Annotated in this window: 23 protein-coding genes and 1 pseudogene; 14 read left to right on the top strand and 10 right to left on the bottom strand. The window is 71.4% G+C overall.

From position 1 onward, the window contains the following. Positions 1-479 precede the first annotated feature (479 nt). Both HT134_RS28230 and mgrA read left to right on the top strand, forming a co-directional pair. Positions 480-2,627 carry a S9 family peptidase gene (locus tag HT134_RS28230; protein WP_312888494.1) on the top strand — a complete coding sequence of 716 codons (2,148 nt, stop codon included), beginning with the start codon at positions 480-482 and terminating at the stop codon, positions 2,625-2,627. Continuing rightward, positions 2,624-3,622, top strand: coding sequence for an L-glyceraldehyde 3-phosphate reductase (mgrA, locus tag HT134_RS28225; RefSeq protein WP_175603468.1), 999 nt, complete (start codon positions 2,624-2,626; stop codon positions 3,620-3,622). The genes HT134_RS28230 and mgrA overlap by 4 nt, the downstream gene beginning before the upstream one ends. On the opposite strand, the gene HT134_RS28220 is transcribed toward mgrA, so the two are convergent. Then, positions 3,591-5,969 (bottom strand): lysylphosphatidylglycerol synthase transmembrane domain-containing protein, encoded by a 2,379-nt coding sequence (locus HT134_RS28220; protein WP_175603467.1) that lies wholly within the window; start codon positions 5,967-5,969, stop codon positions 3,591-3,593. The two genes, mgrA and HT134_RS28220, sit on opposite strands and share 32 nt — an antisense overlap. Positions 5,970-6,212: 243 nt before the next feature. On the opposite strand from HT134_RS28220, the gene HT134_RS28215 reads away from it, so the two are divergent. Further along, positions 6,213-8,240 (top strand): molybdopterin-containing oxidoreductase family protein, encoded by a 2,028-nt coding sequence (locus HT134_RS28215; RefSeq protein WP_175603466.1) that lies wholly within the window; start codon positions 6,213-6,215, stop codon positions 8,238-8,240. On the opposite strand, the gene HT134_RS28210 is transcribed toward HT134_RS28215, so the two are convergent. Then, positions 8,206-8,988, bottom strand: coding sequence for an alpha/beta hydrolase family protein (locus HT134_RS28210; RefSeq protein ID WP_175603465.1), 783 nt, complete (start codon positions 8,986-8,988; stop codon positions 8,206-8,208). The genes HT134_RS28215 and HT134_RS28210 overlap by 35 nt on opposite strands. Positions 8,989-9,056: 68 nt before the next feature. On the opposite strand from HT134_RS28210, the gene HT134_RS28205 reads away from it, so the two are divergent. Continuing rightward, positions 9,057-9,599: a PadR family transcriptional regulator gene (locus tag HT134_RS28205; RefSeq protein ID WP_175603464.1), complete on the top strand. Its 543-nt coding sequence runs from the start codon at positions 9,057-9,059 to the stop codon at positions 9,597-9,599. Here the strand turns inward: HT134_RS28205 and HT134_RS46045 are convergent. Both HT134_RS46045 and HT134_RS46040 read right to left on the bottom strand, forming a co-directional pair. Further along, positions 9,578-9,976 carry a GNAT family N-acetyltransferase gene (locus HT134_RS46045; protein ID WP_246365679.1) on the bottom strand — a complete coding sequence of 133 codons (399 nt, stop codon included), beginning with the start codon at positions 9,974-9,976 and terminating at the stop codon, positions 9,578-9,580. The two genes, HT134_RS28205 and HT134_RS46045, sit on opposite strands and share 22 nt — an antisense overlap. A 114-nt stretch (positions 9,977-10,090) precedes the next feature. Further along, a pseudogene (locus HT134_RS46040) lies at positions 10,091-10,501 on the bottom strand (GNAT family N-acetyltransferase); the annotation flags it as partial. Positions 10,502-10,562: 61 nt separating this feature from the next. Between HT134_RS46040 and HT134_RS28195 the strand changes: the two are divergent. Beyond that, positions 10,563-10,946: a VOC family protein gene (locus HT134_RS28195; protein ID WP_175603462.1), complete on the top strand. Its 384-nt coding sequence runs from the start codon at positions 10,563-10,565 to the stop codon at positions 10,944-10,946. A gap of 28 nt (positions 10,947-10,974) precedes the next feature. Here the strand turns inward: HT134_RS28195 and HT134_RS28190 are convergent, their stop codons facing one another. After that, positions 10,975-11,424 (bottom strand): hypothetical protein, encoded by a 450-nt coding sequence (locus tag HT134_RS28190; RefSeq protein WP_217708418.1) that lies wholly within the window; start codon positions 11,422-11,424, stop codon positions 10,975-10,977. Positions 11,425-11,506: 82 nt separating this feature from the next. Further along, positions 11,507-12,304: a class I SAM-dependent methyltransferase gene (locus HT134_RS28185; RefSeq protein WP_246365539.1), complete on the bottom strand. Its 798-nt coding sequence runs from the start codon at positions 12,302-12,304 to the stop codon at positions 11,507-11,509. A gap of 103 nt (positions 12,305-12,407) precedes the next feature. On the opposite strand from HT134_RS28185, the gene HT134_RS28180 reads away from it, so the two are divergent. The 5 genes from HT134_RS28180 to HT134_RS28160 all read left to right on the top strand — a co-directional run bounded on the left by HT134_RS28180 (position 12,408) and on the right by HT134_RS28160 (position 17,137). After that, the gene (locus HT134_RS28180) at positions 12,408-14,213 is read left to right on the top strand and encodes an acyl-CoA dehydrogenase (RefSeq protein WP_175603460.1); all 1,806 of its coding nucleotides are present in this window, start codon (positions 12,408-12,410) and stop codon (positions 14,211-14,213) included. 93 nt (positions 14,214-14,306) lie between these two features. Then, positions 14,307-15,245 carry an MBL fold metallo-hydrolase gene (locus HT134_RS28175; RefSeq protein ID WP_175603459.1) on the top strand — a complete coding sequence of 313 codons (939 nt, stop codon included), beginning with the start codon at positions 14,307-14,309 and terminating at the stop codon, positions 15,243-15,245. Positions 15,246-15,310: 65 nt separating this feature from the next. Then, positions 15,311-15,535 carry a DUF6458 family protein gene (locus tag HT134_RS28170; RefSeq protein WP_175603458.1) on the top strand — a complete coding sequence of 75 codons (225 nt, stop codon included), beginning with the start codon at positions 15,311-15,313 and terminating at the stop codon, positions 15,533-15,535. 73 nt (positions 15,536-15,608) lie between these two features. Then, positions 15,609-16,142, top strand: coding sequence for an RNA polymerase sigma factor (locus tag HT134_RS28165; RefSeq protein WP_175603457.1), 534 nt, complete (start codon positions 15,609-15,611; stop codon positions 16,140-16,142). Then, entirely contained in the window at positions 16,142-17,137 is a 996-nt protein-coding gene (locus tag HT134_RS28160) for a CU044_5270 family protein (RefSeq protein ID WP_175603456.1), read from the top strand. The genes HT134_RS28165 and HT134_RS28160 overlap by 1 nt, the downstream gene beginning before the upstream one ends. Here the strand turns inward: HT134_RS28160 and HT134_RS28155 are convergent. The 4 genes from HT134_RS28155 to pdhA form a co-directional block, all read right to left on the bottom strand. After that, the gene (locus HT134_RS28155) at positions 17,127-17,420 is read right to left on the bottom strand and encodes a Dabb family protein (protein ID WP_175603455.1); all 294 of its coding nucleotides are present in this window, start codon (positions 17,418-17,420) and stop codon (positions 17,127-17,129) included. The genes HT134_RS28160 and HT134_RS28155 overlap by 11 nt on opposite strands. Positions 17,421-17,503: 83 nt before the next feature. Then, positions 17,504-18,982: a dihydrolipoamide acetyltransferase family protein gene (locus HT134_RS28150; RefSeq protein ID WP_175603454.1), complete on the bottom strand. Its 1,479-nt coding sequence runs from the start codon at positions 18,980-18,982 to the stop codon at positions 17,504-17,506. Between the two features lie 16 nt (positions 18,983-18,998). Further along, complete coding sequence (locus HT134_RS28145) at positions 18,999-19,979, bottom strand: alpha-ketoacid dehydrogenase subunit beta (protein WP_175603453.1); 981 nt, start codon at positions 19,977-19,979, stop codon at positions 18,999-19,001. Then, on the bottom strand, positions 19,976-21,070 hold the full coding sequence (gene pdhA / locus HT134_RS28140; RefSeq protein ID WP_175603452.1) for a pyruvate dehydrogenase (acetyl-transferring) E1 component subunit alpha: 1,095 nt from the start codon (positions 21,068-21,070) through the stop codon (positions 19,976-19,978). The genes HT134_RS28145 and pdhA overlap by 4 nt, the downstream gene beginning before the upstream one ends. 224 nt (positions 21,071-21,294) lie before the next feature. Between pdhA and purS the strand changes: the two genes are divergently transcribed. The 4 genes from purS to purL all read left to right on the top strand — a co-directional run bounded on the left by purS (position 21,295) and on the right by purL (position 25,213). Beyond that, positions 21,295-21,540, top strand: coding sequence for a phosphoribosylformylglycinamidine synthase subunit PurS (gene purS / locus HT134_RS28135; protein ID WP_175603451.1), 246 nt, complete (start codon positions 21,295-21,297; stop codon positions 21,538-21,540). Positions 21,541-21,761: 221 nt separating this feature from the next. Continuing rightward, positions 21,762-22,148 (top strand): ATP-binding protein, encoded by a 387-nt coding sequence (locus HT134_RS28130; protein WP_175603513.1) that lies wholly within the window; start codon positions 21,762-21,764, stop codon positions 22,146-22,148. A gap of 135 nt (positions 22,149-22,283) precedes the next feature. Then, positions 22,284-22,964, top strand: coding sequence for a phosphoribosylformylglycinamidine synthase subunit PurQ (gene purQ / locus HT134_RS28125; RefSeq protein WP_175603450.1), 681 nt, complete (start codon positions 22,284-22,286; stop codon positions 22,962-22,964). Further along, positions 22,961-25,213, top strand: coding sequence for a phosphoribosylformylglycinamidine synthase subunit PurL (purL, locus tag HT134_RS28120; RefSeq protein WP_175603449.1), 2,253 nt, complete (start codon positions 22,961-22,963; stop codon positions 25,211-25,213). The genes purQ and purL overlap by 4 nt, the downstream gene beginning before the upstream one ends. Positions 25,214-25,239 lie beyond the last annotated feature (26 nt).

The raw sequence follows: 25,239 nt of genomic DNA, 5'->3' as shown, positions 1-25,239 counted from the left end.
CTCCATTAAAGGTCTGATCTCTAACTTAAAAGGAATCCGTCACCGGCTTTCGCCGATATGACGGGGTCATGCATTGTTCATGCACTGGCTTTTAACACACTGTTGAGTTCTCAAGAAACGGACGCGTTCTCCCCGGTCCTGCGAGAGGCGCTTTTCGTTTCGTTTCGTTCGTTGTGTCTTTATTCTTTCAGCGACCGTATTCTCTGTCAAATTCGGCGCTTTCGGAATTCCGACCGCACCCCGTCTCCGGGGCAACCCCTCTAACTTACCAGCCCGCAGCCATGCTCCGAACCGACTCGCCAGAGGGAGGTTGTCGACGACCATCGACACAGCCCATGCCGAATCCACCTGAGTGGAGGAGGAGGGTTGTGCCGCACCGCGTCGGCTTCACAAGATTAGCAGCGCCCCTGAGTGCTCGAGCCGTCTTCGTCAAGCTTCCCGGCCACAGAAGGATTACGGCCGAACATAGACTCGCCCACGTGAGCAGCGAAACCCAAGCGACGACGCCTCCGGTGGCGAAGAAGGTTCCGACCGAGCGCATCCATCACGGCGACACCGTGATCGACGAGTACGCCTGGCTCGCCGACAAGGACGATCCGGACACGGTCGCCTATCTGGAGGCGGAGAACGCCTATCTCAAAGAGCACACCACCCATCTGGGCGATCTCCAGGAGCGGCTGTTCCAGGAGATCAAAGGCCGGGTCCAGGAGACCGACCTGTCGGTGCCGAGCCGCAAGGGCGGCTGGTGGTACTTCTCCCGCACCGAGGAGGGCAAGCAGTACGCCGTCTCGTGCCGCGTGCCGGCGACGGGCGAGACCCCGCCGGAGATCAAGCCCGGCGAGCGGCTCGACCAGGAGCAGGTCCTGCTCGACGGCAACGAGCTGGCGGGCGACAGCGAGTTCTTCTCCGTCGGCGTGAGCACGGTCTCGCCCGACGGCACGATGCTCGCCTACTCCACCGACTACAAGGGCGCCGAGCGCTTCACGCTCAGGTTCAAGAACCTCGTGACCGGCGAGGTGCTGGCCGACGAGATCGAGGACATCTTCTACGGCGGCTCGTGGTCGTCCGACGGTTCGACGTTCTTCTACACGCGCGTGGACGACGCGTGGCGGCCGTACCAGGTCTACCGCCACACGCTGGGCACGCGCGACGACGTGCTCGTCTACGAGGAGTCCGACGAGCGCTACTGGGTCGGCGTCTCGCTCACGCGCAGCGAGAAGTACATCGTGCTGGGCGCCGGCAGCAAGATCACCAGTGAGGTGCGCATCCTGGACGCCGCCGACCCCACCGGCGAGTTCCGGGTCGTGCGTCCCCGGACGGTCGGCGTGGAGTACGGCGTCGAGCACGCGGGCGACTTCTTCTACGTGCTGCACAACGAGAACGCCGTGAACTTCGAGCTGGCCACCGCCCCGCTGGACGACCCCGGCACGTGGACGCCGCTGATCGCGCACCGCGACGACACGCGGCTGCTGGAGATCGACGCGTTCGAGGGTCACGCCGTCGTCCACTTCCGGCGCGACGGCCTCACCGGCATCCGGGTGCTGCCCTACGGGGAGAGCGGGGACGGCTGGCGGGCGCGGGCCGAGGCCGCCGCCGGGGCCTCCGCGTACGAGATCGAGTTCCCCGAGCCGCTGTACGACGTGAGCCCCGCGGGCAATCCCGAGTTCACCACCGGACGGCTCCGGCTGGGCTACACGAGCATGGTCACCCCGTCGAGCGTCTACGACTACGACCTGACCTCCCGCGAGCTGATCCTGCTGAAGCGGCGCGCGGTGCTGGGCGGCTACGACCCGGACGACTACGAGCAGTTCCGTGAGTGGGCGACCGCGGAGGACGGCACGCGGGTGCCGATCTCCCTGGTCAAGCGGAAGGACACCGCCACGCCGGCGCCGACCGTCCTGTACGGCTACGGCAGCTACGAGACCTCCATCGACCCGGGCTTCTCGGTGCCCCGGCTGTCGCTGCTCGACCGCGGCTTCGTCTTCGCCGTGGCCCATGTGCGCGGCGGCGGCGAGCTGGGCCGGCGCTGGTACGAGGACGGCAAGCTCACCCGCAAGCGCAACACGTTCACCGACTTCGTGGCCGCGGCTCGGCATCTGAAGCAGGCGGGCTGGAGCGGGCGGGTCGTGGCCCGCGGCGGTTCGGCCGGCGGCCTGCTCATGGGCGCGGCGGCCAACCTGGCTCCGGAGGAGTTCGCGGGCGTGGTGGCCGAGGTGCCGTTCGTCGACGCGCTCAACACGATCCTCGACCCGTCGCTGCCGCTGACGGTCATCGAGTGGGACGAGTGGGGCGACCCGCTGCACAACGCCGACGTGTACGCGTACATGAAGAGCTACACGCCGTACGAGAACGTCGACGGCCGGGCGTACCCGCCGATCCTGGCCATCACCAGCCTGAACGACACGCGCGTGCTCTACCACGAGCCGGCGAAGTGGATCGCCCGGCTGCGGGCCACCGCGGCCGGCGGGCCGTTCCTGCTGAAGACCGAGATGGGCGCGGGTCACGGCGGCCGGAGCGGGCGCTACGACGCGTGGCGCGAGGAGGCGTTCACGCTGTCCTGGATCATCGAGCGCGGCACGGAGGAGCTGGGCGCGGAGGAGCGGGACGCCGAGGGGAGCGCCGCGTGACGTACATCGCTGACGCGGGCCGCTACGAGCGGCAGCCGTACAACCGCAGCGGCCGGAGCGGGCTGCGGCTGCCGGCCGTCTCGCTGGGCCTGTGGCACAACTTCGGCGACGACCGGCCGATCGCGACGTCGCGGGAGATCCTGCGTCGCGCGTTCGACCTGGGGGTGACGCACTTCGACCTGGCCAACAACTACGGCGTGCCGTACGGCTCGGCGGAGCGCACCTTCGGCCGGGTCATGCGCGAGGACTTCGCCCCGTACCGGGACGAGCTGATCATCTCCACGAAGGCGGGCTACGACATGTGGCCCGGCCCGTACGGCGAGTGGGGGTCGCGCAAGTACCTGCTGGCCAGCCTCGACCAGTCGCTGCGGCGGATGGGTCTGGAGTACGTCGACGTCTTCTACAGCCACCGTCCCGACCCGGACACGCCGCTGGAGGAGACGATGGGGGCGCTGGACCGGGCGGTGCGCTCGGGCAAGGCGTTGTACGCGGGAATCTCCAACTACTCCGCCGAGCAGACGGCCCAGGCCGCGCGGATCATGCGCGAGCTGGGGACGCCGCTGCTCATCCACCAGCCGTCGTACTCGATGATCAACCGGTGGATCGAGGGCGACCTGCTCGACACGCTGGAGGAGGCGGGCATGGGCTGCATCGTGTACTCGCCGCTGGCGCAGGGGCTGCTGACCGACCGCTACCTGCAGGGTGTGCCGGCCGGGTCGCGGGCGGCGACGAGCAGGTTCCTGAGCGCCGACGACATCGACACCAAGCTGGCGGGCGAGCTCGATGAGGTCGCGCGGGGCCGTGGTCAGACGCTGGCGCAGATGGCGCTGCTGTGGACGCTGCGCGACCCGCGGGTGACGAGCGTGCTCATCGGCGCGAGCAGCGTGCGCCAGCTGGAGGACAACGTGGCGTGCGTGGACGGCCCGGCCTTCACCGAGGACGAGCTGCGCGAGATCGACCGCATCACAGAGCCTCGTCGCGCTGGAGATGGGTGAACGCGGCCCAGCCGGGCAGCACCGGCAGCCAGAACGTGAGCAGCCGGTAGAGCAGCACGGCCGAGGTGGCCAGTGACGCGTCCAGGCCGGCGACGGTCAGGCCGAGCGTGAGCGAGGCCTCGACCGCGCCGAGCCCGCCCGGCGTGGGCGCGGCCGAGCCGATGGCGTTGGCGGTGAGGTAGACGACGGCGACGGTGGTGAAGCTGAGCGAGCCGCCGAACGCCGCCACGCACGCGTCGAGGCAGGCCACGAAGGCCAGAGTGATCATGAGGGTGCCGGAGCACGCCTCGATCATCTTGCTGGGCGACTGGAGCACGTCGAGCAGCCGGGGCAGCACGTTGGAGAACAGCCGCCGCATGCGCGCGGTGAGGAGCCGGCGCAGCTGCGGCACCCCGAGCAGCATCACGGCGAGCACGGCGACGGCGAGCATCGCCACGACCAGCCCGCGTGACGGGGTGAAGGACGTGGCGGTGCTCGACCCGGTGATGTAGGCGAACAGCAGCAGCAGCCCGATGTGGAAGATCAGCATGACGAGCTGCGAGGCGCCCACGCTGGCCACCGCCGACGCGGGTGGGATGCCGCGCTTCTGCAGGTAGCGGGTGTTGATGGCGATGCCGCCCACGGCGGCCGGCGCGACCAGCTTGACGAACGACGAGGCGAACTGCACGAGCACGGTGCGCCAGAGGGGCAGGCGCTCGGGCACGAACCCGCGCAGCATGAGCGCCGCGGCCACGAAGCTGACGAACGAGGCGACGAGCGCGACGCCGGACCACGCCCAGTTGGCCGTGGTGACGACCTGGACGAGGTTGACCCGGCTGAGCTGCGACAGCAGGAAGTAGGCGGCCAGGGCGCTGGCGATGATGGTGACGAGGGTGCGCGGCCGGAAGCGCTCCAGCCGGATCTCCTCGACCTTGCTCTGCGGCTTGAGGGCGACGATCTGCTCGCGCAGGTTGCCGAGCAGGGCCTTGTCCTTGGCCAGGGCCGCGCGGGTCTCGCGGGTGAGCGCGATGCGCTGGAGCAGCGGAAGTGCGGCGGCGAGCGCGTCGGGTCCCATGACGGCGGCGGCGGCGCGGACGGAGCGCTCGGGCCCCACGCGCAGCGCGAGGTAGGTCAGGAGCTGGGCGACGTCGAGCCGGAGCAGCAGGTCGCCGGCCGCGATCTCGCCGCTGCGCGCGTCGGTCAGCACGACCCGGCCGGCGGGGTCGAGGTGGATGCCGTCGCCGGTGAGCCGCCGGTGGGCGAGCCGCTGGATCTGGAGCAGCTCGATCTGCTCCCAGATCTGGGCGAGCACGTTGTCGTCGATCTCGGCGTCGGGCACCTCGTCGAGGGGCCGGGTGTCGAGGTGCTCGTAGGCGAGCAGCGCGGCCTCGGTGCCGATCTCGCTGGTGCCGAGGAGGCGGGGCGTGCTGGCGCCGGCCGCCTGGGCGGCGTAGGCCATGAGCGCCTCGCGTTCCAGCTCGGCGCGGAGCGAGCGGATCGCGCGGCGGCGGGTCTCGGAGTTGAGCCGGATGCGCCGCCACAGCCGGTACGGCAGGCCGGCGACCTGGCGGTCGCGGTCGAGCACGGTGACGTCGAGGCTGGTGCCGTCCTTGAGCCCGATGGCATAGCGGCGGCTGCCCTGGTGGTCGTCGTCGATGCGGCGGGCCGAGACGGGTGTGAAGGACAGCTTGCGCAGGGCGGTGACGACGGCGTTGCCGGGGGGCCGGGTGTTGGGGCTGCCGACGCCGTACAGGGTGCCGTAGCCGATGGCCATGCCGAGCAGGACGGTGATGATGCCGCCGACGAGCGTGATCTGGTAGCCGGTGAAGAAGGCGAGGGCGTACAGCCCGATGACGGTCCACATGAGGGCGCGCCAGGTGGGGCGGCGGGAGATGCGGACCGCGGTGGAGTAGGCGATGACCGAGGTGAGCAGCGTGTTGAGCGGCTCGATGTCGCGGTTGCCGGTCAGCAGCAGGCGCAGGTCGACGGGGCCGGCGGTGACGATCCAGCTGCCGAGCAGGAACGAGATGACCATGCCGAGGATGGCGGCGACCAGGCCCTCGGCGACGCGCAGGCCGTCGCGGTGGAAGACGCGCTCGACGGCGAAGGCGACGGGCACGACGAGCAGCGCTGCGCCGCCCAGGAACGTCGCGACCCGGCTGAGCAGCTCGGGCAGCCGGGTGGCGCCCTCGGTGACGTCCTTCTCCAGCCCGTTCAGGGTCTGCTTGGCGACCAGCGCGATCAGCAGCACGGCGACCATGACGGCCAGCGTGGCGCCGAAGCGCAGCAGGTCGGAGGGCCTGCGCAGGCGTTGTGGGAGGAGCGGCTCGACCACGTAGACGTCGTGGTCCGGGCGTGCCTCAGCCACGGCGGGATCCCCTTCCGCGAGGTCCCCCGTGTCGTCACGTTCCCTGATGTCGGCCACCGACAGCGATTCTGCACCTTCCCGGCCGGACCGTTCGATCTTTGGCCGTTAGTGTCCCCAATCGTCACCTCGGCTCTCGAACCGGGTGGTCTCCCTTCGATTTCTACCGCCGCGAGCACCGTGGCGCGTCACGGGGTACCCGCGGCGCTCTCGGAGGAAGAGATGCTGCCCGCATAAGCTGACCACATGTCGGGTGAATTGCGAGTTTTGGGGGCGTGTCCGCTGGACTGCCCGGACGGCTGCTCCTGGGTGGTCACCGTCGAGAACGGCGAGGCCGTGAAGCTGCGCGGCAACCCGGACCATCCTTACACCCGGGGCGCCCTGTGCGTGAAGGTGAACCGCTACCTGGAGCACACCCGGGCACAGGACCGCATCCTGTACCCGATGCGCCGCACCGGCCCCAAGGGGTCGGGGCGGTTCGAGCGGATCTCGTGGGACGAGGCCCTGGAGGAGATCTCGGCCCGGCTGCGCGGGATCGTCGAGGAGCACGGGGGCGAGGCGATCTGGCCGTACCAGGGCACCGGCTCGCTCGGCTATCTCCAGGGGTGCGAGGGCGCGGCCGGACGGCGGTTCTGGAACATGCTGGGCGCCTCCAAGCACTGGCTGAACATCTGCTCCGCCGCGGGCACCTCCGGACTGACCCTGTCCAACGGCACCGCGGGCGGCATGGACACCGAGGACTTCGCGCTGTCCCGGCTGATCCTGCTGTGGGGGACGAACCCGCTGACCAGCGGCCACCACCTGTGGAAGTTCGTGCAGGAGGCGCGGGCGAACGGCGCGTACGTGGTCGCGATCGACCCGATCCGCACGAGGACGGCCGACCAGGCGGACGAGCATCTGGCCATCCGGCCGGGCACGGATGCGGCGCTCGCGCTCGGGCTGCTCAACGTGGTGCTGGCCGAGGGCGCCCAGGACGAGGAGTTCCTGGCCGAGCACACGGAGGGCTGGGAGACGTTCCGCGAGGAGATCCTGGCCCACCCGGTCGAGCGGGTGGCCGAGATCACCGGCATCCCGGCCGAGGCCGTCCACAGCCTGGGGACGAGGCTCGCGCGCACGAGGCCGACCGCCATCCGCGCCACGATGGGCATCCAGCGCCACGAGGGCGGCGGCACGGCGGTGCGGACGATCAACGCGATCGCCGCCGTCACCGGCGACTGGCGCCACCCGGGCGGCGGCGTGGCCTACTCCACCAGCGGCCACGTGCACCTGAACATCGACCCGCGCGACGACCTGCTCGCCCGGCCGGTCCGCACCCGGACGATGACGCGCCTGGCCTCCGAGCTGGAGTCCGTCAAGTGCCTGTGGGTGTACGGGGCGAATCCGCTCGGCTCCACCTCCGACTCCGGGGCGATCAGGCGCGGGCTGGCCCGCGAGGACCTGTTCACGGTGGTCATGGAGCACTTCCCGACCGACACGGTGGACTACGCCGACATCGTGCTGCCCGCGACCATGCAGATCGAGCACGCCGACCTGCACGCCGGCTACGGGCACATGTACCTGCACTGGAACGAGCCCGCGGTGGAGCCGCCCGGCGAGTGCCTGTCCACGACGGAGACGTTCCGCCGCCTGGCCCGGCACATGGGGCTGACCGAGCCGTCGCTGTACGACTCGGACCTGGAGCTGGCCGAGCAGCTGCTGGCGAGCGACCACCCGTCGCTGGAGGGCGTCACGCTGGACCGGCTGCGCAAGGAGGGCTGGGTGCGGATGAACTATCCCAAGCCGTTCACGCCGTTCGCCGAGGGCTTCCCGACGAGGTCGGGCCGGATGCGTTTCCCGGCGCGGGGCAAGGCGTACGTGCCGTCGCTGTCGGCGAGGGAGGGCGGCCGCGGGCCGTACCCGCTGACCCTGATCACACCCGCGGCGCACACGTTCCTCAACACGACCTTCGCCAACAACCCGGAGCTGCGGCGCCGCGCCAAGGACCCGGTGGTGCTGGTCAACCCGGCCGACGCGGCCGCGCGGGGGCTGGAGAGCGGGCGGCTCGCGCGGGTGCACAACGGCGGCGGCGAGTTCCTGGCCGTGGTGGAGGTGAGCGACCGGGTGGCGCGGGGCGTGGTGGCCTCGCCGAAGGGGCACTGGCCCAAGCACGTGCCGGGCGGCGCCAACCCGAACGCGGTCGTCCGCGAGGCCGACGCCGACCTCGGCCGGGGCGCGGTCTACCACGACAACCTGGTCGAGGTCACCCCTTGCCCGCCGGACGGTGCCGGTTCATGAACGTGAGGACCCGGTCGAGCACCTGGGGGCCGTAGGAGGCGCGGAACATCGCGGAGGCGTGCGCGCTCTCGCCCTTGACGACGAGGAGCTCGTTGGCGGCGGCCTTCGTGGCGGCGTCGTGGGCGGCCTGGAGGTCCGCGGCGCCGCCGTAGCCGTCGTTCTCGGTGCCGATCTGGAGCAGCGGTACGGTGATCTTCGCGGCGTCGCCGGGGTCGATCGCGCCTGACAGGGCCACGATCCCGGCCGTCCGGCCGCCCAGGCGGGCCGCCGCGAGGGGCGCGGTGGTGGCGCCGATGGAGCCGCCGACGAAGAACAGCCGCTTGACGCCCTTCTCCTTGGCCAGCCGCTTGGCCATGGCCACGGCCACGTCCTCCGGCGGGATCCTGCTGTCCCTGGCGTACAGCAGGACGCGGTAGCCGGCCGCCACGAGACGGTCGGAGAGCGGGCGCCAGGTGCAGACGTTGCCGTTGCGCTCGTACGTGATCACCACGCCGGTCTCGCCCTTGCCCGTGACGACGCCGGGCAGGTCGTCGCCGTGGGTGAAGATCTTGCCGTCGTCCTCGGTGAAGCAGCCGCTGACGTTCGGGCCGGTGACCACAGGCGACGACGACGGCGACGGAGTCGGGGTGGGGCTCGGGGTCGGGGTGGGGGCGGCCGACGTCGCGGGCGGCGGGGCCGCGGTGCTCACCGTGCCCCCGCAGGCGGTCAGCACCACCAGGAGTCCCGCCAGGCCGATGGTCGCGCGCATGCCGTCCCCTCTCCTCAGACTATGTCAGAAGTGACATAGTCTGGCGGCAGAATATCCTTGGGGGCACGATGACCTCAACGCTTGGGTACGCGATTCTGGCCGTGCTGGCGCGCGGCGAACGCACCGGTTACGAGATCGCCGCCGCCATGCGCCGGCCGGTGTCGTACTTCTGGACGGCCCGGCACAGCCAGATCCACGCCGAGCTGCAGAAGCTGGCGACCGGCGGGCTCGTCGCGTTCGACGCCCGGCACGGGCCCGGCCCCCAGGACAAGAAGGTCTACCGGCTGACGGCCGAGGGCGGCGACGCGCTGCGGGTGTGGGTGACCGAGCCGCCGCGCGAGCGGCCCGAGCGCGACGAGCTGGTGCTCAAGACGTACGCGTCGTGGCTGGCCGACCCCGGGCTGGTCAGGCGGCTGTTCGCCGAGCAGCTCCGGGTGCACGAGGAGCGGCTGGCCGAGTACGAACGCGAGGAGGAGCTGTTCGAGGGGCCTCCCGACCCGGGAGACCCCCGATTCGGCAACTACGCGACGCTGCGGTGCGGGCTCGGCTACGAGCGGCACCGCGCCGAATGGTGCAGATGGATGGTGGCTCAGCTCAGCGCGAGCTTGTAGCCCTCGTGGGAGGCGGCGAAGCCGAGCGAGTCGTAGAAGCGGTGCGCGTCGGTGCGCGTCTTGTCGGAGGTGAGCTGCACCACCGCGCAGCCCCGGGCCCGCGCCCGGTCCACCGCCCACTGGATCATCTTGCGGCCCAGCCCCTGCCCCCTGCAGGAGGAGGCCACCCGGACCGCCTCGATCAGGCAGCGCTCGGCGCCCAGGCGCGACAGGCCGGCCAGGTAGGTGAGCTGCATGGTCCCGACGACCTTGCCGCCGACCTCGGCCACGATCAGCTCGTCGTAGGGGTTCGCGTCGATGCGGGCGAACGCCTTCAGGTAGCGCTCGTCGGCCGGGTCGCCCTCACGACGGGCGCCCAGCGGGTCGTCGGCCAGCATGGCCACGATCGCGGGCACGTCCTCGGCCCTGGCCGCGCGGAACAGCAGCGACAGCGCGTACTGCGACTCCCCCACGTCCGGCTTGGACGGCAGGCCCATGGTCCGGCCGGTGGGGGTGAATCCCTTGCGCCGGTAGAGGGCCAGGGCGGCCTCGTTGGAGTCCACGCACCACAGCCGCACCTCCTCGGCGCCCGCCGCGCGGGCCCCGGCGATCACCTCGTCCACAAGCAGCGAGCCGACCCGGCGGCCGCGGGCCTCCGGCGCCACCCACATCGCCAGCAGGTGGACCCCGCCCTCCTCCTCCCGGGCGCACACCAGCCCGAGATCGGCCGTGCCGTCGGTGGCCACCAGCCACCGCGACTCCGGCGCCGCCAGCCGCTCCGCCCACTGCTCGGGCGAGAAGTCCCGCTCCCTGGCGTACGTGGACGCGAACGCCTCCGGCGCGTCGAGCAGCGCCCTCAACCTGATCTCCCGCAGGCGGTCCACGTCGCCCACGCCCAGCTCCACAAGCACGATGTCCGACATACCGGGCATCATGCCAGTAACCGGCTTGACGGCTTTGCCGGTGTCACGATTGGGTGATCACATGATTGAGATCCATGCCGTGACCGTCGACGCCGCCGACCCGTACGAGCTGGCGAGCTGGTGGAGCAAGGTCACCGGGCTGCCGCTGGGCGACGACGACCAGCCGGGCGACGACGAGGTCATGCTCCGCACCAAGCAGGACCCCTTCCTGCTGTTCATCCGCGTCCCCGAGGGCAAGACCGTCAAGAACCGCGTCCACCTCGACGTCAACGCCGTGGAGGGCAGCCGCGACCAGGAGGTCGAGCGGCTGCTGGAGCTCGGTGCCACCCTCTTCGAGGACCACCGCAATCCGGACGGGACCGGCTGGGTGACCATGCACGACCCCGAGGGCAACGAGTTCTGCGTGTGCCGCAACCAGGCCGAGCGGGACGGGCTGCTGGGCTGAGGCCGCACGACGCCCAGGAACACGAGGCTCAGGAGGACGAGCGCGCGCGGCCCTTCATGGTCACGGTCAGGATGCCCGCGATCAGGTAGACCAGCGCGCCGTGCCAGATCGACTGGAAGGCCGAGCCGAACACGCCCTCGCCGTCGAGCACCAGCTGCACCGGGTAGTCCAGGACCGTGGCGATGCCGGCGGGCAGCAGCGCGAACTTCCACGGATGGTTCAGCGCCCACCGGCGGGCCTGCCGGGTCACCCGGTCGCCGTCGTCCGGCTTGGAGACCGCGCCGATCGCGGCGATCAGCGCGAACAGGTTGATGCCCAGGCCCAGCGCCCACACCAGGTCGCCGTCGCCGAGCAGGGCCCCCAGGCCGAAGCTCGCACCGGCCACCACACCGCCGCCGACAGCCGCGGCCTTCCAGGGCGCGCCGCGCAGCGCGGCGCCGGACAGCGAGACTTCGTCGCGTCGAGTGATTTCGTTCATAGGGCCAGAGTGCCCCGCCGGTCACCCTGGCCACATCGGGGTTCGTCCCTGATAAGTCCCCTACCGGGCGCCACGAGCGGGGTCACTCCCACCAGATCGTCACCCAGCGCTCGCGCGGCAGCGGCCACATGCCGAGGGAGAGCGCGGCCTCGGCGACCTCCTCCGCGCGGGACGGATCGAGGCAGATCCGGCGGCACGCGCCGGCCGCCAGCTCCTCCAGGCTGCTGAATCGTTCCAGCGGCGCCTCGCGCTCCTCGACGTTGACCCGGTACCCGAGGGCGGCGGCCAGCGCGACGCAGTCCTCGGCGATCGGGCGCACCGGCCGGTTGACGCCGTGGAAGTGCTCCCACAGCGGGGCCAGCCAGCTCATGGGGTGGCGGTGGGTGAGCTCGATCACCACCCGCCCGCTCGTGCGCTCGTCCAGGGCGCGCAGGAAGCCGGCCAGGTCGGGCACGTTGTAGACGACGTGCGCGGCCACCGTCACGTCCGCCACCGGCACCTGCTCGGCCGCGTCGGGCCAGCGGCCCTCGACCGTGGTGTGCGCGACGCCCAGCTTGTCGGCGCGCACCGCCAGCTCGGCCAGCATCGCGGCGGAGGTGTCGACCGCGTGCAGGTGGCCGATCCGCTCGTGCAGCGGCAGCGAGGCGGCGCCGGTGCCGGCGCCCACGTCGAGCAGCGTGCCGCCTTCGGGCAGGGCCTCCGCGAGCCGGGTCATCGTGGGCCCGTCGTCGGGCTCGGCCAGCGCCCTGTCGGTACGCGCGGCGAAGCGGACCGGCGAGTGGCCCCACGGGTCGACGGGGGCGTTCGCCAGGATCCGGGGCGGGATGGCCCACGACTCCAGGCGTTCTCGCCAGCGCGCGGCGAGTTCTTCGGCGTCCATGGAGATGAGCATGCCACGCATATCCGCTGTTACCCGCGGGTAGCATTGGGAGTAAGGTTACTAGCCAGTAGATAAAGACCTCGGGTCAAGGAGATCAGCACCCATGGGCCACTACAAGAGCAACCTGCGTGACCTGGAGTTCAACCTCTTCGAGGTGTTCGGGCGAGGCGAGATCCTCGGCACGGGCCCGTACGCGGACATGGACGAGGACGTCGCGCGCAGCATCCTCGACGAGGTCAACAGGCTGGCCACAGGGGTGCTCGCCGATTCGTTCGAGGAGGGCGACCGCAACCCGCCGGTCTTCGACCCCGAGACGCGCACCGTGACCGTCCCCGCGGGCTTCAAGAAGTCGTACCAGGCGCTGCTCGACGGCGGCTGGGCCAACCTGGACCTGCCCGAGGACCTCGGCGGCCCCGGGATCCCCCGCAGCCTCGCCTGGGCCACGGCCGAGATGGTCCTCGGCGCCAACCCCGCCCTCTACATGTACGCCGCGGGCCCCAACTTCGCCTACACCCTGTGGAAGCTCGGCACCCCCGACCAGAAGCGCTTCGCCCAGCTCGCCATCGAGCGCAACTGGGGCGCCACCATGGTCCTCACCGAGCCGGACGCGGGCTCCGACGTCGGCGCCGGCCGGGCCAGGGCCGTCCGCCAGCCCGACGGGAGCTGGCACATCGAGGGCGTCAAGCGCTTCATCACCAGCGCCGAGCACGACATGACCGAGAACATCTTCCACCTCGTGCTGGCCCGCCCCGAGGGCCACGGCCCCGGCACCAAGGGCCTGTCCATGTTCCTGGTGCCCAAGTACCACGTGAACCTCGCCAACGGCGAGCTCGGCGAGCGCAACGGCGTCTACGTCACCAACGTCGAGAAGAAGATGGGCCTGAAGGTCTCCACCACCTGCGAGCTGACCTTCGGCGACCGGCACCCAGCGGTCGGCTGGCTCGTGGGCGAGGTCCACGAGGGCATCAAGCAGATGTTCATGGTCATCGAGCACGCCCGCATGATGGTCGGCACCAAGGCCATCGCCACGCTCTCCACCGGCTACCTCAACGCCCTGGAGTACGCCAAGTCGCGGGCGCAGGGCGCCGACCTGACCCGGATGGCCGACAAGTCCGCGCCGCGCGTGACCATCACCCACCACCCCGACGTGCGCCGCGAGCTCATGCTGCAGAAGGCGTACGCCGAGGGCATGCGGGCGCTGGTGCTCTACACCGCGACGTTCCAGGACGCCATCCAGATGGACCCGGACGACCGGCACGCGCACGCCATGAACGACCTGCTGCTGCCCCTGGTCAAGGGCGTCGGATCCGAGCGGTCGTACGAGCTGCTGGCCCGTTCCCTGCAGACCCTGGGCGGCTCCGGCTACCTGCAGGACTACCCGATCGAGCAGTACATCCGCGACGCCAAGATCGACTCCCTGTACGAGGGCACCACCGCGATCCAGGGTCTCGACCTGTTCTTCCGCAAGATCCTGCGCAACCAGGGCGCCGCCGTCGGCGCGCTGCTCGCCGAGATCAACGCCTTCGCCGGCTCCGAGGCGGGCAACGGCCGGCTCAAGGAGGAGCGCGCGCTGCTCGCCGAGGCAGCCGCCGACGTCAAGGTCATGGGCGACACCATGGCCGGCTGGGCGCTCAGCTCGCTGGAGCAGCCGCAGGAGGTCTACAAGGTCGGCCTCAACACCACCCGGCTGCTGCTCGCGCTCGGCGACCTGGTGATCGGCTGGCTGCTGCTGCGCCAGGCCGAGGTGGCGCTGGCCCGCCTCGCGGACGGCGAGGACCCCTTCTACCAGGGCAAGGTGGCCGCCGCGTCGTTCTTCGCCAAGACCGTGCTGCCGCGCCTGGCGGCCGAGCGGCGCGTGCTCGCCGGCACCGGGCAGGAGCTCATGGAGCTGCCGGAGGAGGCCTTCTAGCGCCGCCCGGCCTCAGCACCTGGACGCCCGCTCCGGCCCCGGAGCGGGCGTCCTGGCGATCCGGCGGGGTGTCCCGGCGGTACGGTCGGGGCCATGAGCGCCACTCCCCACGACCACCCGCTCCCCCCGCCGCGCGTCGAAGAGGTCTCCGACGGCGTGTACGCCTACGTCCAGCCCGACGGGAGCTGGTGGATCAACAACACCGGGTTCCTGGCCGGGCGGCGCGGCGTCATCGGCATCGACTCGTGCTCGACCGAGCGCCGCACCCGGGCCTACCGGGAGGCCGTCGCCCGGGTGACCGACCGGCCGTTCACGACGCTGGTCAACACCCACCACCACGGCGACCACACCTTCGGCAACCACCTGTTCCCCGAGGCCACGATCGTCGCCCACGAGCGCACCCGCGAGCTGGTGCTGGCCGAGGGCATCCCCGCCTACCGGGCCGCGTGGTCGCCCGAGGTCGAGTGGGGCGAGCTGGAGGCCGTGGCGCCGTTCCTCACCTACACCGACGGCGTGACCCTCCACTCCGACGAGCTGCGCTGCGAGGTGCGCCACGTCGGCACCGCCGCGCACACCACCAACGACTCGTACGTGTGGATCCCGGAGCGCCGCCTGCTGTTCTCCGGCGACCTGCTCTTCAACGGCGGCACGCCGTTCGTGCTCATGGGCTCGGTGGACGGCGCGCTGGAGGCGCTGGACCGGCTGGAGGAGCTGGGGGCCGAGACGATCGTGCCCGGCCACGGCGACGTGTGCGGGCCCGAGGTGATCGGGCGGGTGCGCGGCTACCTGCGCTTCGTGCGCGAGAGCGCCGAGCGCGGCCGGGCGGCGGGGCTCACGCCGCTGGAGACGGCCCGCGAGACCGACCTCGGCGAGTGGGCGGCCCTGCTCGACCCCGAGCGGATCGTCGGCAACCTGCACCGCGCCTACGCCGAGCTGGACGGCCTGCCGAGGGGCGGCGACATCGACCTCGTCGCGGCCGTCGGCGACATGATCACCTTCAACGGGGGCCGTCCACTCTCGTGCCTCGCCTGAGGGTGTGATCGCCTTTACTCGGGTATGACCGTGGGCGTACTCGCCGTTCGCCTCCGGAGGTCGTCATGGGTGTCGGGGTCAGCATCTTCATCCTCACGCTCGGCGCCATCCTGAAGTTCGCCATCGAGCCGGACGTGTTCGGCGACGCCGTCCACATGGACGTGATCGGCCTCATCTTCATGATCGTCGGCGGTATCGGCATCGTGCTCAGCGTCGTGCTGGCGCCCCGGCGCGGCCACACCTCCGACGCCCGGCTGATGCACCGCGAGAACAACCCGCCGGAGATCTGACACTTTCTTCGGAAGGGTCCCCCGGGAACGGGCAATCACAGGTGCCCGTGTTCCCCGGCAAGGAGACCCTTGCATGACCGCATCGCTCGACGGAGCGGTGGCGGACCCCGAGCGGTTCGCGACCGTCTTCGACGCCCACTACGAGGAGATCCGCCGTTACATCGGACGCCGGCTCGACCTCGACGTGGCGGAGGACCTGGCGGCGGAGACCTTCCTCGTCGCCTTCCGCCGCCGGCACAGCTTCGACGCCTCCCGGGGCGGGGTCAGGCCCTGGCTGTACGGCATCGCCACCAGGCTCGTCGGCCGGCACCGGCGCGCCGAGGTACGGCGTTACCGGGCGCTGGCCCGCTCCGGGCCGCCGCAGGACGACGACGGCCACGACCAGCGGATCGTGGAGCGCGTCTCCGCCGGGGTGACCGTGCGGGGGCTCTCGGCCGCGCTGGCCGGCCTGTCGCGCGGCGAGCGCGACGTGGTGCTGCTCGTCGCGTACGGCGGGCTCACCTACGACGAGGTGGCCGCGGCGCTCGGCGTCGCCAACGGCACCGTCGCCTCCCGGCTCAGCCGGGCCCGTACCAAGCTGCGCGACTCCCTGGGGGTGGAGCTCTGATGAGGGAATTCCAGCTCGTGGACGACGTCATGCCGGACGTCCCGCCCGCCGACCACGCGCGGGTGCTGGCCGTACGGGCGGAGGTGCTGGGCGGGACCCGGCGGCGGCGCCGGACATCCGTCTGGCCGCGGGTGACGCTCGCGGCGGCGGCCGTCACGGGCGTGCTGGCGGCCGGGGCCGTGGTCGTACCCCGGCTGGGTGGTGACCGGACCGGGACGGTGTCCCCCTCGACCACGGCCACCGCCGTCGCGACGACGTCCTCTCCGACGGCGTCCTCGCCGGAGGAGGCCCTGGCGACGGCGGCGGACCGGCTGGCCGCGCAGCCGCCGGGCACGGGGGCGTGGTGGCGGCGCGAGGCGATCCGGACCCGGCGCGCCTGGACCAAGGCGGACCCCCCGTTCACCGTCGAGCACCGGCTCACGGAGGTCGTGTGGATCGACCGCCAGGGGCGGCGGCGGAGCGAGCAAGGGCGCGTCTCCTCCAGCCTGCCGACCGCCGCCGACAGGAGGGCGTGGAAGAAGGCAGGTTCGCCGAAGCTCTGCGGCGATCACGACGACTGCCAGATCGGCAAGGTCTTCTTCATGCCGATGAGGCTCAAGCAGGCGACGCTGCCCGAGGAGGCCGGGGCGCTCAAGGCCCTGTTGCTGAGGCAGCGTCCGAAAGACCGCGTGGACAAGGACGAGGAATGGCTGTGGGCCGCGGCCCGCTGGATCCTCCTGGACAGCGCGGCGACGCCCCGCGCGAGGGCGGCGGTCTACCGGATGCTGGCCGGCCTCCCCGGCGCGGACGTCGTCGGGCGGGCCCACGACACCGAGGGGCGTACCGGCATCGCGCTGGAGCACGGCAACGCGTTCATCCGGCAGCAGCTGGTCATCGACCCCACGAGCGGCGACCTGCTGGCCGTGCAGACCGTGGTGAGCGGCGATGTGCTCGACGCGTACGCGGTGCGGCGGCTCGGCTGGACGGACGAGCGGCCGCCCGAGGCTACAGACTGAGCTGGACGGCGGCGCGGCTCGCCAGGATGGGCTTGATGTGCTCCGCGATCACGGCCTGGTGCACGGCGTCGTCGCGGTAGATCACGTAGTCGTCGAGGTTGTCGAAGTCGGCGACCACCGCGAAGTCGTGGTTGCCCTGATTGATGCCCGCGTCGGGACCGAAGGTGTAGGCGCGGATCTGCGGGATGGCGGCCGGCAGCTTCTCCAGCGCGGCCGGCACCGCCGCCTTCTGCTCGTCGGTGGCGTCATCGGTCCAGGTGAACAGCACGACATGGCGAATCATGCGATCACCCTACCGAGGCGCGGCACGCCGGTCCGGCGTGGGGCGGACGACTCGCGGGGGCCGTCCGCCCCGAGCCTCACGCGTCAGTTCCAGGCGAGCATGCGCAGCGGGTCCTCCAGCATGGCGCCGACGTCGCGGAGGAACAGCGAGCCCAGCTCGCCGTCCACGATCCGGTGGTCGAACGACAGCGCCAGCGTGGTGACCTTGCGCACCGCCAGCTCGCCGTCCACCACCCAGGGCATGTCCCTGACCTGGCCGAAGGCGAGGATCGCGGCCTCGCCGGGGTTCAGGATGGGGGTGCCCGCGTCGACGCCGAACACGCCCACGTTCGTGATCGTGAACGTGCCGCCCGCCATGTCGGCGGGCTGGGCGCGGCCGGCCCTGGCCGTCTCGGCGAGCTCGGTGAGCCGCCTGGCCAGCTCGGGCAGGGACAGCTCGTGGGCGTCCTTGACGTTGGGCACCACGAGGCCGCGCGGGGTGGCGGCGGCGATGCCCAGGTTCACGTAGTGCTTGACCACGATCTCCTGGGCCTGCTCGTCCCAGGCCGAGTTGATCATCGGGTGGCGCCGGGCGGCGACGAGCACCGCCTTGGCCACGAGGAGCAGCGGCGAGACCTTGACCTCGGCGAAGTCGGGCAGCTCGCGCAGCCGGCGGACCGCCGCCATCGTCTCGGTGACGTCCACCTGGAGGAACTCGGTGACGTGCGGGGCGGTGAAGGCGCTGGCCACCATGGCCTGGGCCGTCATCTTCCGCACTCCCTTGACCGGGACGCGCTCCTCGCGCGGGCCGCGCTCGGCCGTCCAGGTCGTCGCGCGCTCCCCAGCCGGCGCGGCGGGCTGGGGGGAACGGGCGGCGGCGTGGACGTCGTCGCGGGTGATGGTGCCCTGCGGGCCCGAGCCGGTCAGCGTGGTCAGGTCGACGCCGAGGTCGCGGGCCAGCTTGCGGACCGGCGGCTTGGCGAGCACCGCCACCCGCCCGGGGACGGGGGCGGCCGGAGCCGGCGTGGCCGGAACGGGAGCGGGCGGCACGGCGGAGGGCCGGGCCGGCGCCGTCCGGGCGGCCGCCGCGTGCTGGGCACCGGGGGCGGCCGGGGAGGGCTTGCGGGGGCGGCGCTTGGTGGCGCCGGTCTTCACCCCGTAGCCCACCAGGACCGCCTGGCGCTCCTCCTTGGGCGCCGGGCTGCCGTGGACGCCCGGCTCGACCGCGCCCTCGGCGGGCGGCCGCGGCACCATGTCGTCGGCCAGCGCCTCGCCGCGGCCGGGGGCCTCGGCCGCGCCGGACGCGGCCTGCCCGGACGGGGCCTGCGCGGGCGCCTCGCCCTCCTCGGCCGTGTCGACGGCGATGATGGGCACGCCCACGTCGACTGTCTGGCCCGCCTCGGCCATCAGCCCGGCGACCACCCCGTCCCAGGGGATCGGCAGCTCGACGATCGACTTGGCCGTCTCGATCTCGACGACGATCTGGTTGACCTTGACCGCGTCGCCTTCCTTGACGTGCCAGCGGACGATCTCCGCCTCGGTCAGCCCTTCGCCGACGTCGGGGAGCTTGAACTCACGTCGCATGAAAACGAGTCCCCTCTCAGAAGCCGAAGGAGCGGTCGACGGCGTCGAGCACCCTGTCCAGGTCGGGCAGGTAGTGCTCCTCCAGCTTGGACGGGGGGTACGGGGTGGAGAACCCGCCGACGCGCAGCACCGGGGCCTCCAGGTGGTAGAAGCACTGCTCGGTGATCCGGGCCGCCAGCTCGGCGCCGAACCCGCTGTTGACCGGCGCCTCGTGCACCACCACGACGCGGCCGGTGCGGCGGACGGAGTCCATGACGAGCGGGGTGTCGAGCGGGTTGAGCGAGCGCAGGTCGATGACCTCCAGGGACCTGCCGTCGTCCTCGGCCGCCTTCGCGGCCTCCAGGCAGGTCTTGACCATCGGCCCGTACGCGACGAGCGTGGCGTCGGTGCCCGGCCGGACGACCTTGCCCTTGTCGAGGGGGGTCCACCAGCCGGTGTCGGCGGTGTCGATGTCGGCCTTCTCCCAGTAGCGGCGCTTGGGCTCGAAGAAGATGACCGGGTCGTCGCAGCGGATCGCCTGCTGGATCATCGTGTAGGCGTCGGCGGGGTTGGAGCAGGCGACGACGCGCAGGCCGGCGGTGTGGGTGAAGTACGCCTCGGGCGACTCGCTGTGGTGCTCGACCGCGCCGATGCCGCCGCCGCACGGGATGCGGACGACCACGGGCAGCTTGATCGCGCCGAGCGAGCGCATCGGCATCTTGGCGAGCTGGGTGATGATCTGGTCGGCCGCGGGGAAGACGAACCCGTCGAACTGGATCTCGCACACCGGCCGGTAGCCGCGCAGCGCGAGGCCGATGGCGGTGCCGATGATGCCCGACTCGGCGAGCGGGGTGTCGATGACCCGGTCCTCGCCGAAGTCCTTCTGCAGGCCGTCGGTGACGCGGAAGACGCCGCCGAGCTTGCCGACGTCCTCTCCCATGATGAGGACCTTGGGGTCGTCCTCCATCGCCTTGCGCATGCCCTCGTTGAGCGCCTTGGACAGGCTCAGGATCGTCATCGCTGCTCGAAGCCCTCCAGGTAGGCGGCGAACTGGGCGCGCTCCTCGTCGATCAGCGGGTGGGGCTCCGCGTAGACGTGGTCGAAGATGTCGAGCGGCCCGGGGTCGGGCATGGCCAGGCAGCGCCTGCGCAGGTCGGCTCCGAGCTGGTCGGCCTCGGCCTCGACGGAGTCGAAGAACGCCTGGTCGGCCAGCTCGTTCTTGAACAGGTACGACTTGACCCGCTCGATGGGGTCCTTGAGCTTCCACGCCTCCAGCTCGCTGGCGACCCGGTAGCGGGTGGGGTCGTCGGTCGTGGTGTGGGCGCCCATCCGGTACGTGTACGCCTCGATCAGGGTGGGGCCCTGGCCCTCGCGGGCGTTCTTGAGCGCCTGCCGGGTGACCGCGAGGCACGCGAAGACGTCGTTGCCGTCGACGCGGATGCCGGGGAAGCCGAAGCCGGACGCCCGCCGGTAGAGGGGGATGCGGGTCTGCTTCTCCAGCGGCTCGGAGATCGCCCACTGGTTGTTCTGGCAGAAGAACACGATCGGCGCGTTGAAGACGCTGGCCCAGATGAACGACTCGTTGACGTCGCCCTGGGAGGTGGCGCCGTCGCCGAAGTAGGCGATGGTGGCCGAGGGCGCGTCGTCGCGCTGGACGCCCATGGCGTAGCCGACCGCGTGCAGGGTCTGGCTGCCGATGACGATCGTGTAGAGGTGGAAGTTGTGCTCCTTGGGGTCCCAGCCTCCGTGGTTGACGCCCCGGAACAGGCCGAGCAGCTTGACCGGGTCGACGTCGCGGCACCAGGCGACACCGTGCTCGCGGTAGGTGGGGAAGGCCATGTCGGCGTCGGTCAGGGCGCGGCCGGAGCCGATCTGCGCCGCCTCCTGGCCGAGCAGCGAGGCCCAGATGCCGAGCTCACCCTGACGTTGCAGGGCGACGGCCTCCAGGTCGATGCGCCGGACGAGCACCAGGTCGCGGTAGAGCGACCTGACCTCCTCGGGCTTGAGGTCGATGTCGTAGTCGGGGTGCTCAACGCGCTCACCCTCCGGGGTGAGGAGCTGGACGAGCTCCGGAGGTGCTGCGGCACCACGAGAGGCGTCGGCGGTCACGTGCCACTCCTGTGCGGTCGGGGCCGATTCGGGCGGGATTGCCACCTCATGCCGGCCTTGTGAGCGTCGGACCATGTGGTGGTGGTTCGTACGCATGTGGGGACATCGTGGCAGACGTCACAGCCCTCCGCGCAAGCCCCATGCACTTCCCCGTTCCCGTTGTACCGTCTGCCACACGCGCCGGTAGGCTGGCTTTCCCAACCCGCCGTACCAGGAGGAACGCAGTGGCGCGCGTCATCGTAGACGTCATGCTGAAGCCGGAGATTCTCGACCCCCAGGGGCAGGCGATCGCCCGTGCGCTGCCCCGGCTGGGCTTCTCCGGGGTGTCGGAGGTACGCCAGGGCAAGCGGTTCGAGATCGAGCTGGACGGCCCGGCCGACGAGACGGCGCTGGCCGAGGTCCGTAAGATGGCCGAGACCCTGCTCGCCAACACCGTGATCGAGGACTACACCGTCCGGGTTGAGGGCTAGACGTCACATTTGGCGGCCGGATTTCCCCTTGGGGGCTTAAAGCCGGGTTCGGGCGTGCCACAATGCCACGGGCGTGCCAACAGTAAATAACAACAGCGTGATTTTGCGGTTAGCCCCGTTTTCACGGGGAAACCTACTCCAGGTGACATTCCGGAGCCCGGAGGAGTCCGGTGGATATTGAGTTCTCGTTGGCACTGCCCCGGGATGCGATCGGCATACCGATGGTGAGGCGGGTGCTCGGAGACGCGATGCGCTCGCTCAGCGTGAGCGAGACCTGCATCTCCGACATGCTGCTCGCCGTCTCCGAGGCGTGCTCCAACGCCGTCCGGCACGGCGGTCCGGGCAACCGGTACGAAGTGACCGCGGCGATCGGCTACGGCCGCTGCGACGTGCGCGTGGCCGACAACGGCGGCGGCCTCCCCTCCATGCCGCTGCACTTCCCTCCCTCCGACACCGAGAACGGCCGGGGGCTGCTCATCATGCGCTCCGTGGTCGACGAGATCTCCTTCGGCGTCACCCCCGGCCGGGGCACCACGGTCCACCTGCGCAAGCTGCTGTCCTGGGACGACGAGGCCGAGGCCCGTCCCCGCGAGCTCGCCGCCGTCTGACCCGCGCGCGACCCTCCGGTGCGCATGCCCGGCGAGGAACATCCGGTCGCACCCGATAACCTGGGGTGTGCCGCCCCCGTACACCCTTGAGAGACGGTGGCGTGCGTGCGCATTCCTCAGAAGGGGACGACTGTCATGAGCGCTGCCCGTGTGGGCGTAGTCACGTTTCCAGGAACTCTCGACGACCAGGACGCCGCCAGAGCCGTGCACCTCGTGGGCGCGCAGGCGGTTCCGCTGTGGCACGCCGACCACGACCTGAAGGGGGTCGACGCGGTGTTCCTGCCGGGCGGCTTCTCCTACGGCGACTACCTCCGCTGCGGCGCGATCTCCCGGTTCGCGCCGCTCATGGACGAGCTCATCCCGGCCGCCCGCGCCGGGCTGCCCGTGCTCGGCACCTGCAACGGCTTCCAGATCCTCTGCGAGGCCCACCTGCTGCCGGGCGCGCTGACCCGCAACGCCTCGCTCCACTACGTCTGCCGCGACCAGCGCGTGCGCGTCGAGCAGAACGACACCGCGTGGACGTCGGCCTTCGGCCAGGGCCAGGAGATCGTGCTGCCGGTCAAGCACGGCGAGGGCCGCTACGTCGCCTCCGCCGACACCATCGCCGAGCTGGAGGCCACCGGCCGGGTGGTCGTGCGCTACATCGGCAACCCGAACGGCTCGATGAACGACATCGCCGGCATCACCAACGAGGCGGGCAACGTGGTCGGCCTCATGCCGCACCCCGAGCACGCGGTCGAGGAGCTCGTCGGCGCCCCGAGCACCGACGGCCTCGGCTTCTTCACCTCCATCCTCAAGAAGCTGGTGAACGCATGAGCACCGACTCCGTCAAGCGCGCGCAGAGCACCCCTGACGAGCCGATGCCCTTCGCCGAGCTGGGGATGAAGCAGGACGAGTACGACCGGGTCAAGGAGATCCTCGGCCGCCGTCCCACCGGCTCCGAGCTGGCCATCTACAGCGTCATGTGGTCCGAGCACTGCTCGTACAAGTCGTCCAAGGTGCACCTGCGGCAGTTCGCCACCAAGGCGCCGAAGTCCGAGGCGCTGCTCGTCGGCATGGGCGAGAACGCCGGCGTGGTGGACATCGGCGACGGCTGGGCCGCCACGTTCAAGATCGAGTCCCACAACCACCCGTCGTACGTCGAGCCGCACCAGGGCGCGGCCACCGGCGTCGGCGGGATCGTGCGCGACATCATGTCGATGGGCGCCCGCCCGATCGCGGTCATGGACGCGCTGCGCTTCGGCGCCGCCGACGCCCCCGACACGCGGCGGGTGCTGCCCGGCGTCGTCGAGGGCATCAGCCACTACGGCAACTGCCTGGGCCTGCCCAACATCGGCGGCGAGGTCGTCTTCGACCCCTGCTACATCGGCAACCCGCTGGTCAACGCGCTGTGCGTCGGCCTGCTGCGCAAGGACCAGATCAAGCTGGCCACCGCGCCCGGCCCCGGCAACAAGGTCGTGCTGTTCGGCGCCTCGACCGGCCCCGACGGCATCGGCGGCGCCTCGGTGCTCGCCAGCGCCACGTTCGAGGACGAGTCGCACGCCAAGCGGCCCGCCGTGCAGGTGGGCGACCCGTTCATGGAGAAGCTGCTCATCGAGTGCTGCCTGGAGCTGTACGCGGCCGACGTGGTCGTCGGCATCCAGGACCTCGGCGCGGCCGGCGTCTCCTGCGCCACGACCGAGCTGGCCGCCAAGGGCACCGGCGGCATGGCCGTCGACCTCAACCTCGTCCCGCTGCGCGACCCGTCGCTGCGGCCCGAGGAGATCCTGATGAGCGAGTCCCAGGAGCGCATGATGGCCGTCGTGCGTCCCGAGGACATCCCGGCGTTCATGGCGATCTGCGAGAAGTGGGACGTGCCGGCCACCGTCATCGGCGAGGTCACCGACACCGGCCGCCTCGTGATGACGTGGGACGGCGAGGTCATCGTGGACATCCCGCCGGGCACCGCCGCCGACGAGGGCCCCGTCTACGAGCGCCCCTACCAGGAGCCCGCCGGTCAGGCCGCGCTCAACGCCGACACCCCCGACCGGCTGGAGCGGCCCGCCGACCTGCGCGCGACCCTGCTGCGGCTGCTCGGCTCACCCAACCTGGCCGACAAGGAGTGGGTGACCTCCCAGTACGACCGCTACGTCCGCTCCAACACCGTGCTGGCCCAGCCGGCCGACGCCGGCGTGCTGCGGGTCTCCGAGGTGATGGCGGGGGCGGAGCCGACGACGCGCGGCATCGCGCTCGCCACCGACGGCAACGGCCGCTACGCCAAGCTCGACCCGTACGCGGGGGCGCAGCTCGCGCTGGCCGAGGCGTACCGCAACGTCGCCGTGACCGGCGCCAAGCCGCTCGCCGTCACCAACTGCCTCAACTTCGGCTCCCCCGAGGACCCCGAGGTCATGTGGCAGTTCGCCGAGGCCGTGCGCGGCCTGGCCGACGCCTGCCGCACCCTGGGCGTGCCGGTGACCGGCGGCAACGTCTCCTTCTACAACCAGACCGGCTCCGCCGCCATCCACCCGACGCCGGTCGTCGGCGTGCTCGGCGTGATCGACGACGTGGCCCGGCGGGTGCCGTCCGGGTTCACCGGCGAGGGGCTGCGGGTGGCACTGCTCGGCGAGACCCGCGAGGAGTTCGGCGGGTCGGAGTGGGCGCACGTCGTCCACGGCCACCTGGGCGGGCTGCCGCCGCAGGCCGACCTGGAGGCCGAGCAGGCGCTGGCCACCGTGCTGGTCGAGGCCGCCCGGGGCGGGCTCCTGGAGGGCTCGCACGACCTGTCCGACGGCGGTCTGGCGATCGCGCTGGCCGAGGCGTGCCTCGCCCGGGGCGTCGGCGCCACCGTGACGCTGAACGACGACCCGTTCACCGGGCTGTTCAGCGAGTCGGCGGCGCGGGCGCTGGTGGCGGTCCGGCCGGAGGTGTTCGAGGAGTTCGCCGCGCTGTGCGCCGAGCACGAGGTGCCCTGCTACGGGCTGGGCGTCACCGGGGGCGACGCGCTGGTCGTCGAGGGCGTGCTGGAGGTGCCGGTCTCCGAGCTGCGCGAGACCCACACGGGGACCTTGCCCGCTCTGTTCGGCTGAGGTCTGTGACATGGTGAGGGCCGGTA

This window comes from Nonomuraea rhodomycinica (assembly GCF_013363995.1).
Classification (GTDB): Bacteria; Actinomycetota; Actinomycetes; order Streptosporangiales; family Streptosporangiaceae; genus Nonomuraea; species Nonomuraea rhodomycinica.
This window is presented reverse-complemented; position numbering and strand designations above follow the sequence as displayed.

What these genes read in the sequence shown, in the direction of transcription:
- HT134_RS28150 (WP_175603454.1), bottom strand. Translation starts at nt 18,982, where the DNA reads ATGCGACGTGAGTTCAAGCTCCCCGACGTCGGCGAAGGGCTGACCGAG.
- purQ (WP_175603450.1), top strand. Translation starts at nt 22,284, where the DNA reads ATGAGCGCTGCCCGTGTGGGCGTAGTCACGTTTCCAGGAACTCTCGAC.
- HT134_RS28205 (WP_175603464.1), top strand. Translation starts at nt 9,057, where the DNA reads ATGACCTCAACGCTTGGGTACGCGATTCTGGCCGTGCTGGCGCGCGGC.
- HT134_RS28210 (WP_175603465.1), bottom strand. Translation starts at nt 8,988, where the DNA reads ATGCGCGCGACCATCGGCCTGGCGGGACTCCTGGTGGTGCTGACCGCC.
- HT134_RS28170 (WP_175603458.1), top strand. Translation starts at nt 15,311, where the DNA reads ATGGGTGTCGGGGTCAGCATCTTCATCCTCACGCTCGGCGCCATCCTG.
- HT134_RS28145 (WP_175603453.1), bottom strand. Translation starts at nt 19,979, where the DNA reads ATGACGATCCTGAGCCTGTCCAAGGCGCTCAACGAGGGCATGCGCAAG.
- HT134_RS28160 (WP_175603456.1), top strand. Translation starts at nt 16,142, where the DNA reads ATGAGGGAATTCCAGCTCGTGGACGACGTCATGCCGGACGTCCCGCCC.
- HT134_RS28185 (WP_246365539.1), bottom strand. Translation starts at nt 12,304, where the DNA reads ATGGACGCCGAAGAACTCGCCGCGCGCTGGCGAGAACGCCTGGAGTCG.
- HT134_RS28215 (WP_175603466.1), top strand. Translation starts at nt 6,213, where the DNA reads ATGTCGGGTGAATTGCGAGTTTTGGGGGCGTGTCCGCTGGACTGCCCG.
- HT134_RS28195 (WP_175603462.1), top strand. Translation starts at nt 10,563, where the DNA reads ATGATTGAGATCCATGCCGTGACCGTCGACGCCGCCGACCCGTACGAG.
- HT134_RS28180 (WP_175603460.1), top strand. Translation starts at nt 12,408, where the DNA reads ATGGGCCACTACAAGAGCAACCTGCGTGACCTGGAGTTCAACCTCTTC.
- purL (WP_175603449.1), top strand. Translation starts at nt 22,961, where the DNA reads ATGAGCACCGACTCCGTCAAGCGCGCGCAGAGCACCCCTGACGAGCCG.
- HT134_RS46045 (WP_246365679.1), bottom strand. Translation starts at nt 9,976, where the DNA reads ATGCTGGCCGACGACCCGCTGGGCGCCCGTCGTGAGGGCGACCCGGCC.
- HT134_RS28130 (WP_175603513.1), top strand. Translation starts at nt 21,762, where the DNA reads ATGGTGAGGCGGGTGCTCGGAGACGCGATGCGCTCGCTCAGCGTGAGC.
- HT134_RS28165 (WP_175603457.1), top strand. Translation starts at nt 15,609, where the DNA reads ATGACCGCATCGCTCGACGGAGCGGTGGCGGACCCCGAGCGGTTCGCG.
- HT134_RS28155 (WP_175603455.1), bottom strand. Translation starts at nt 17,420, where the DNA reads ATGATTCGCCATGTCGTGCTGTTCACCTGGACCGATGACGCCACCGAC.
- HT134_RS28175 (WP_175603459.1), top strand. Translation starts at nt 14,307, where the DNA reads ATGAGCGCCACTCCCCACGACCACCCGCTCCCCCCGCCGCGCGTCGAA.
- HT134_RS28190 (WP_217708418.1), bottom strand. Translation starts at nt 11,424, where the DNA reads ATGAACGAAATCACTCGACGCGACGAAGTCTCGCTGTCCGGCGCCGCG.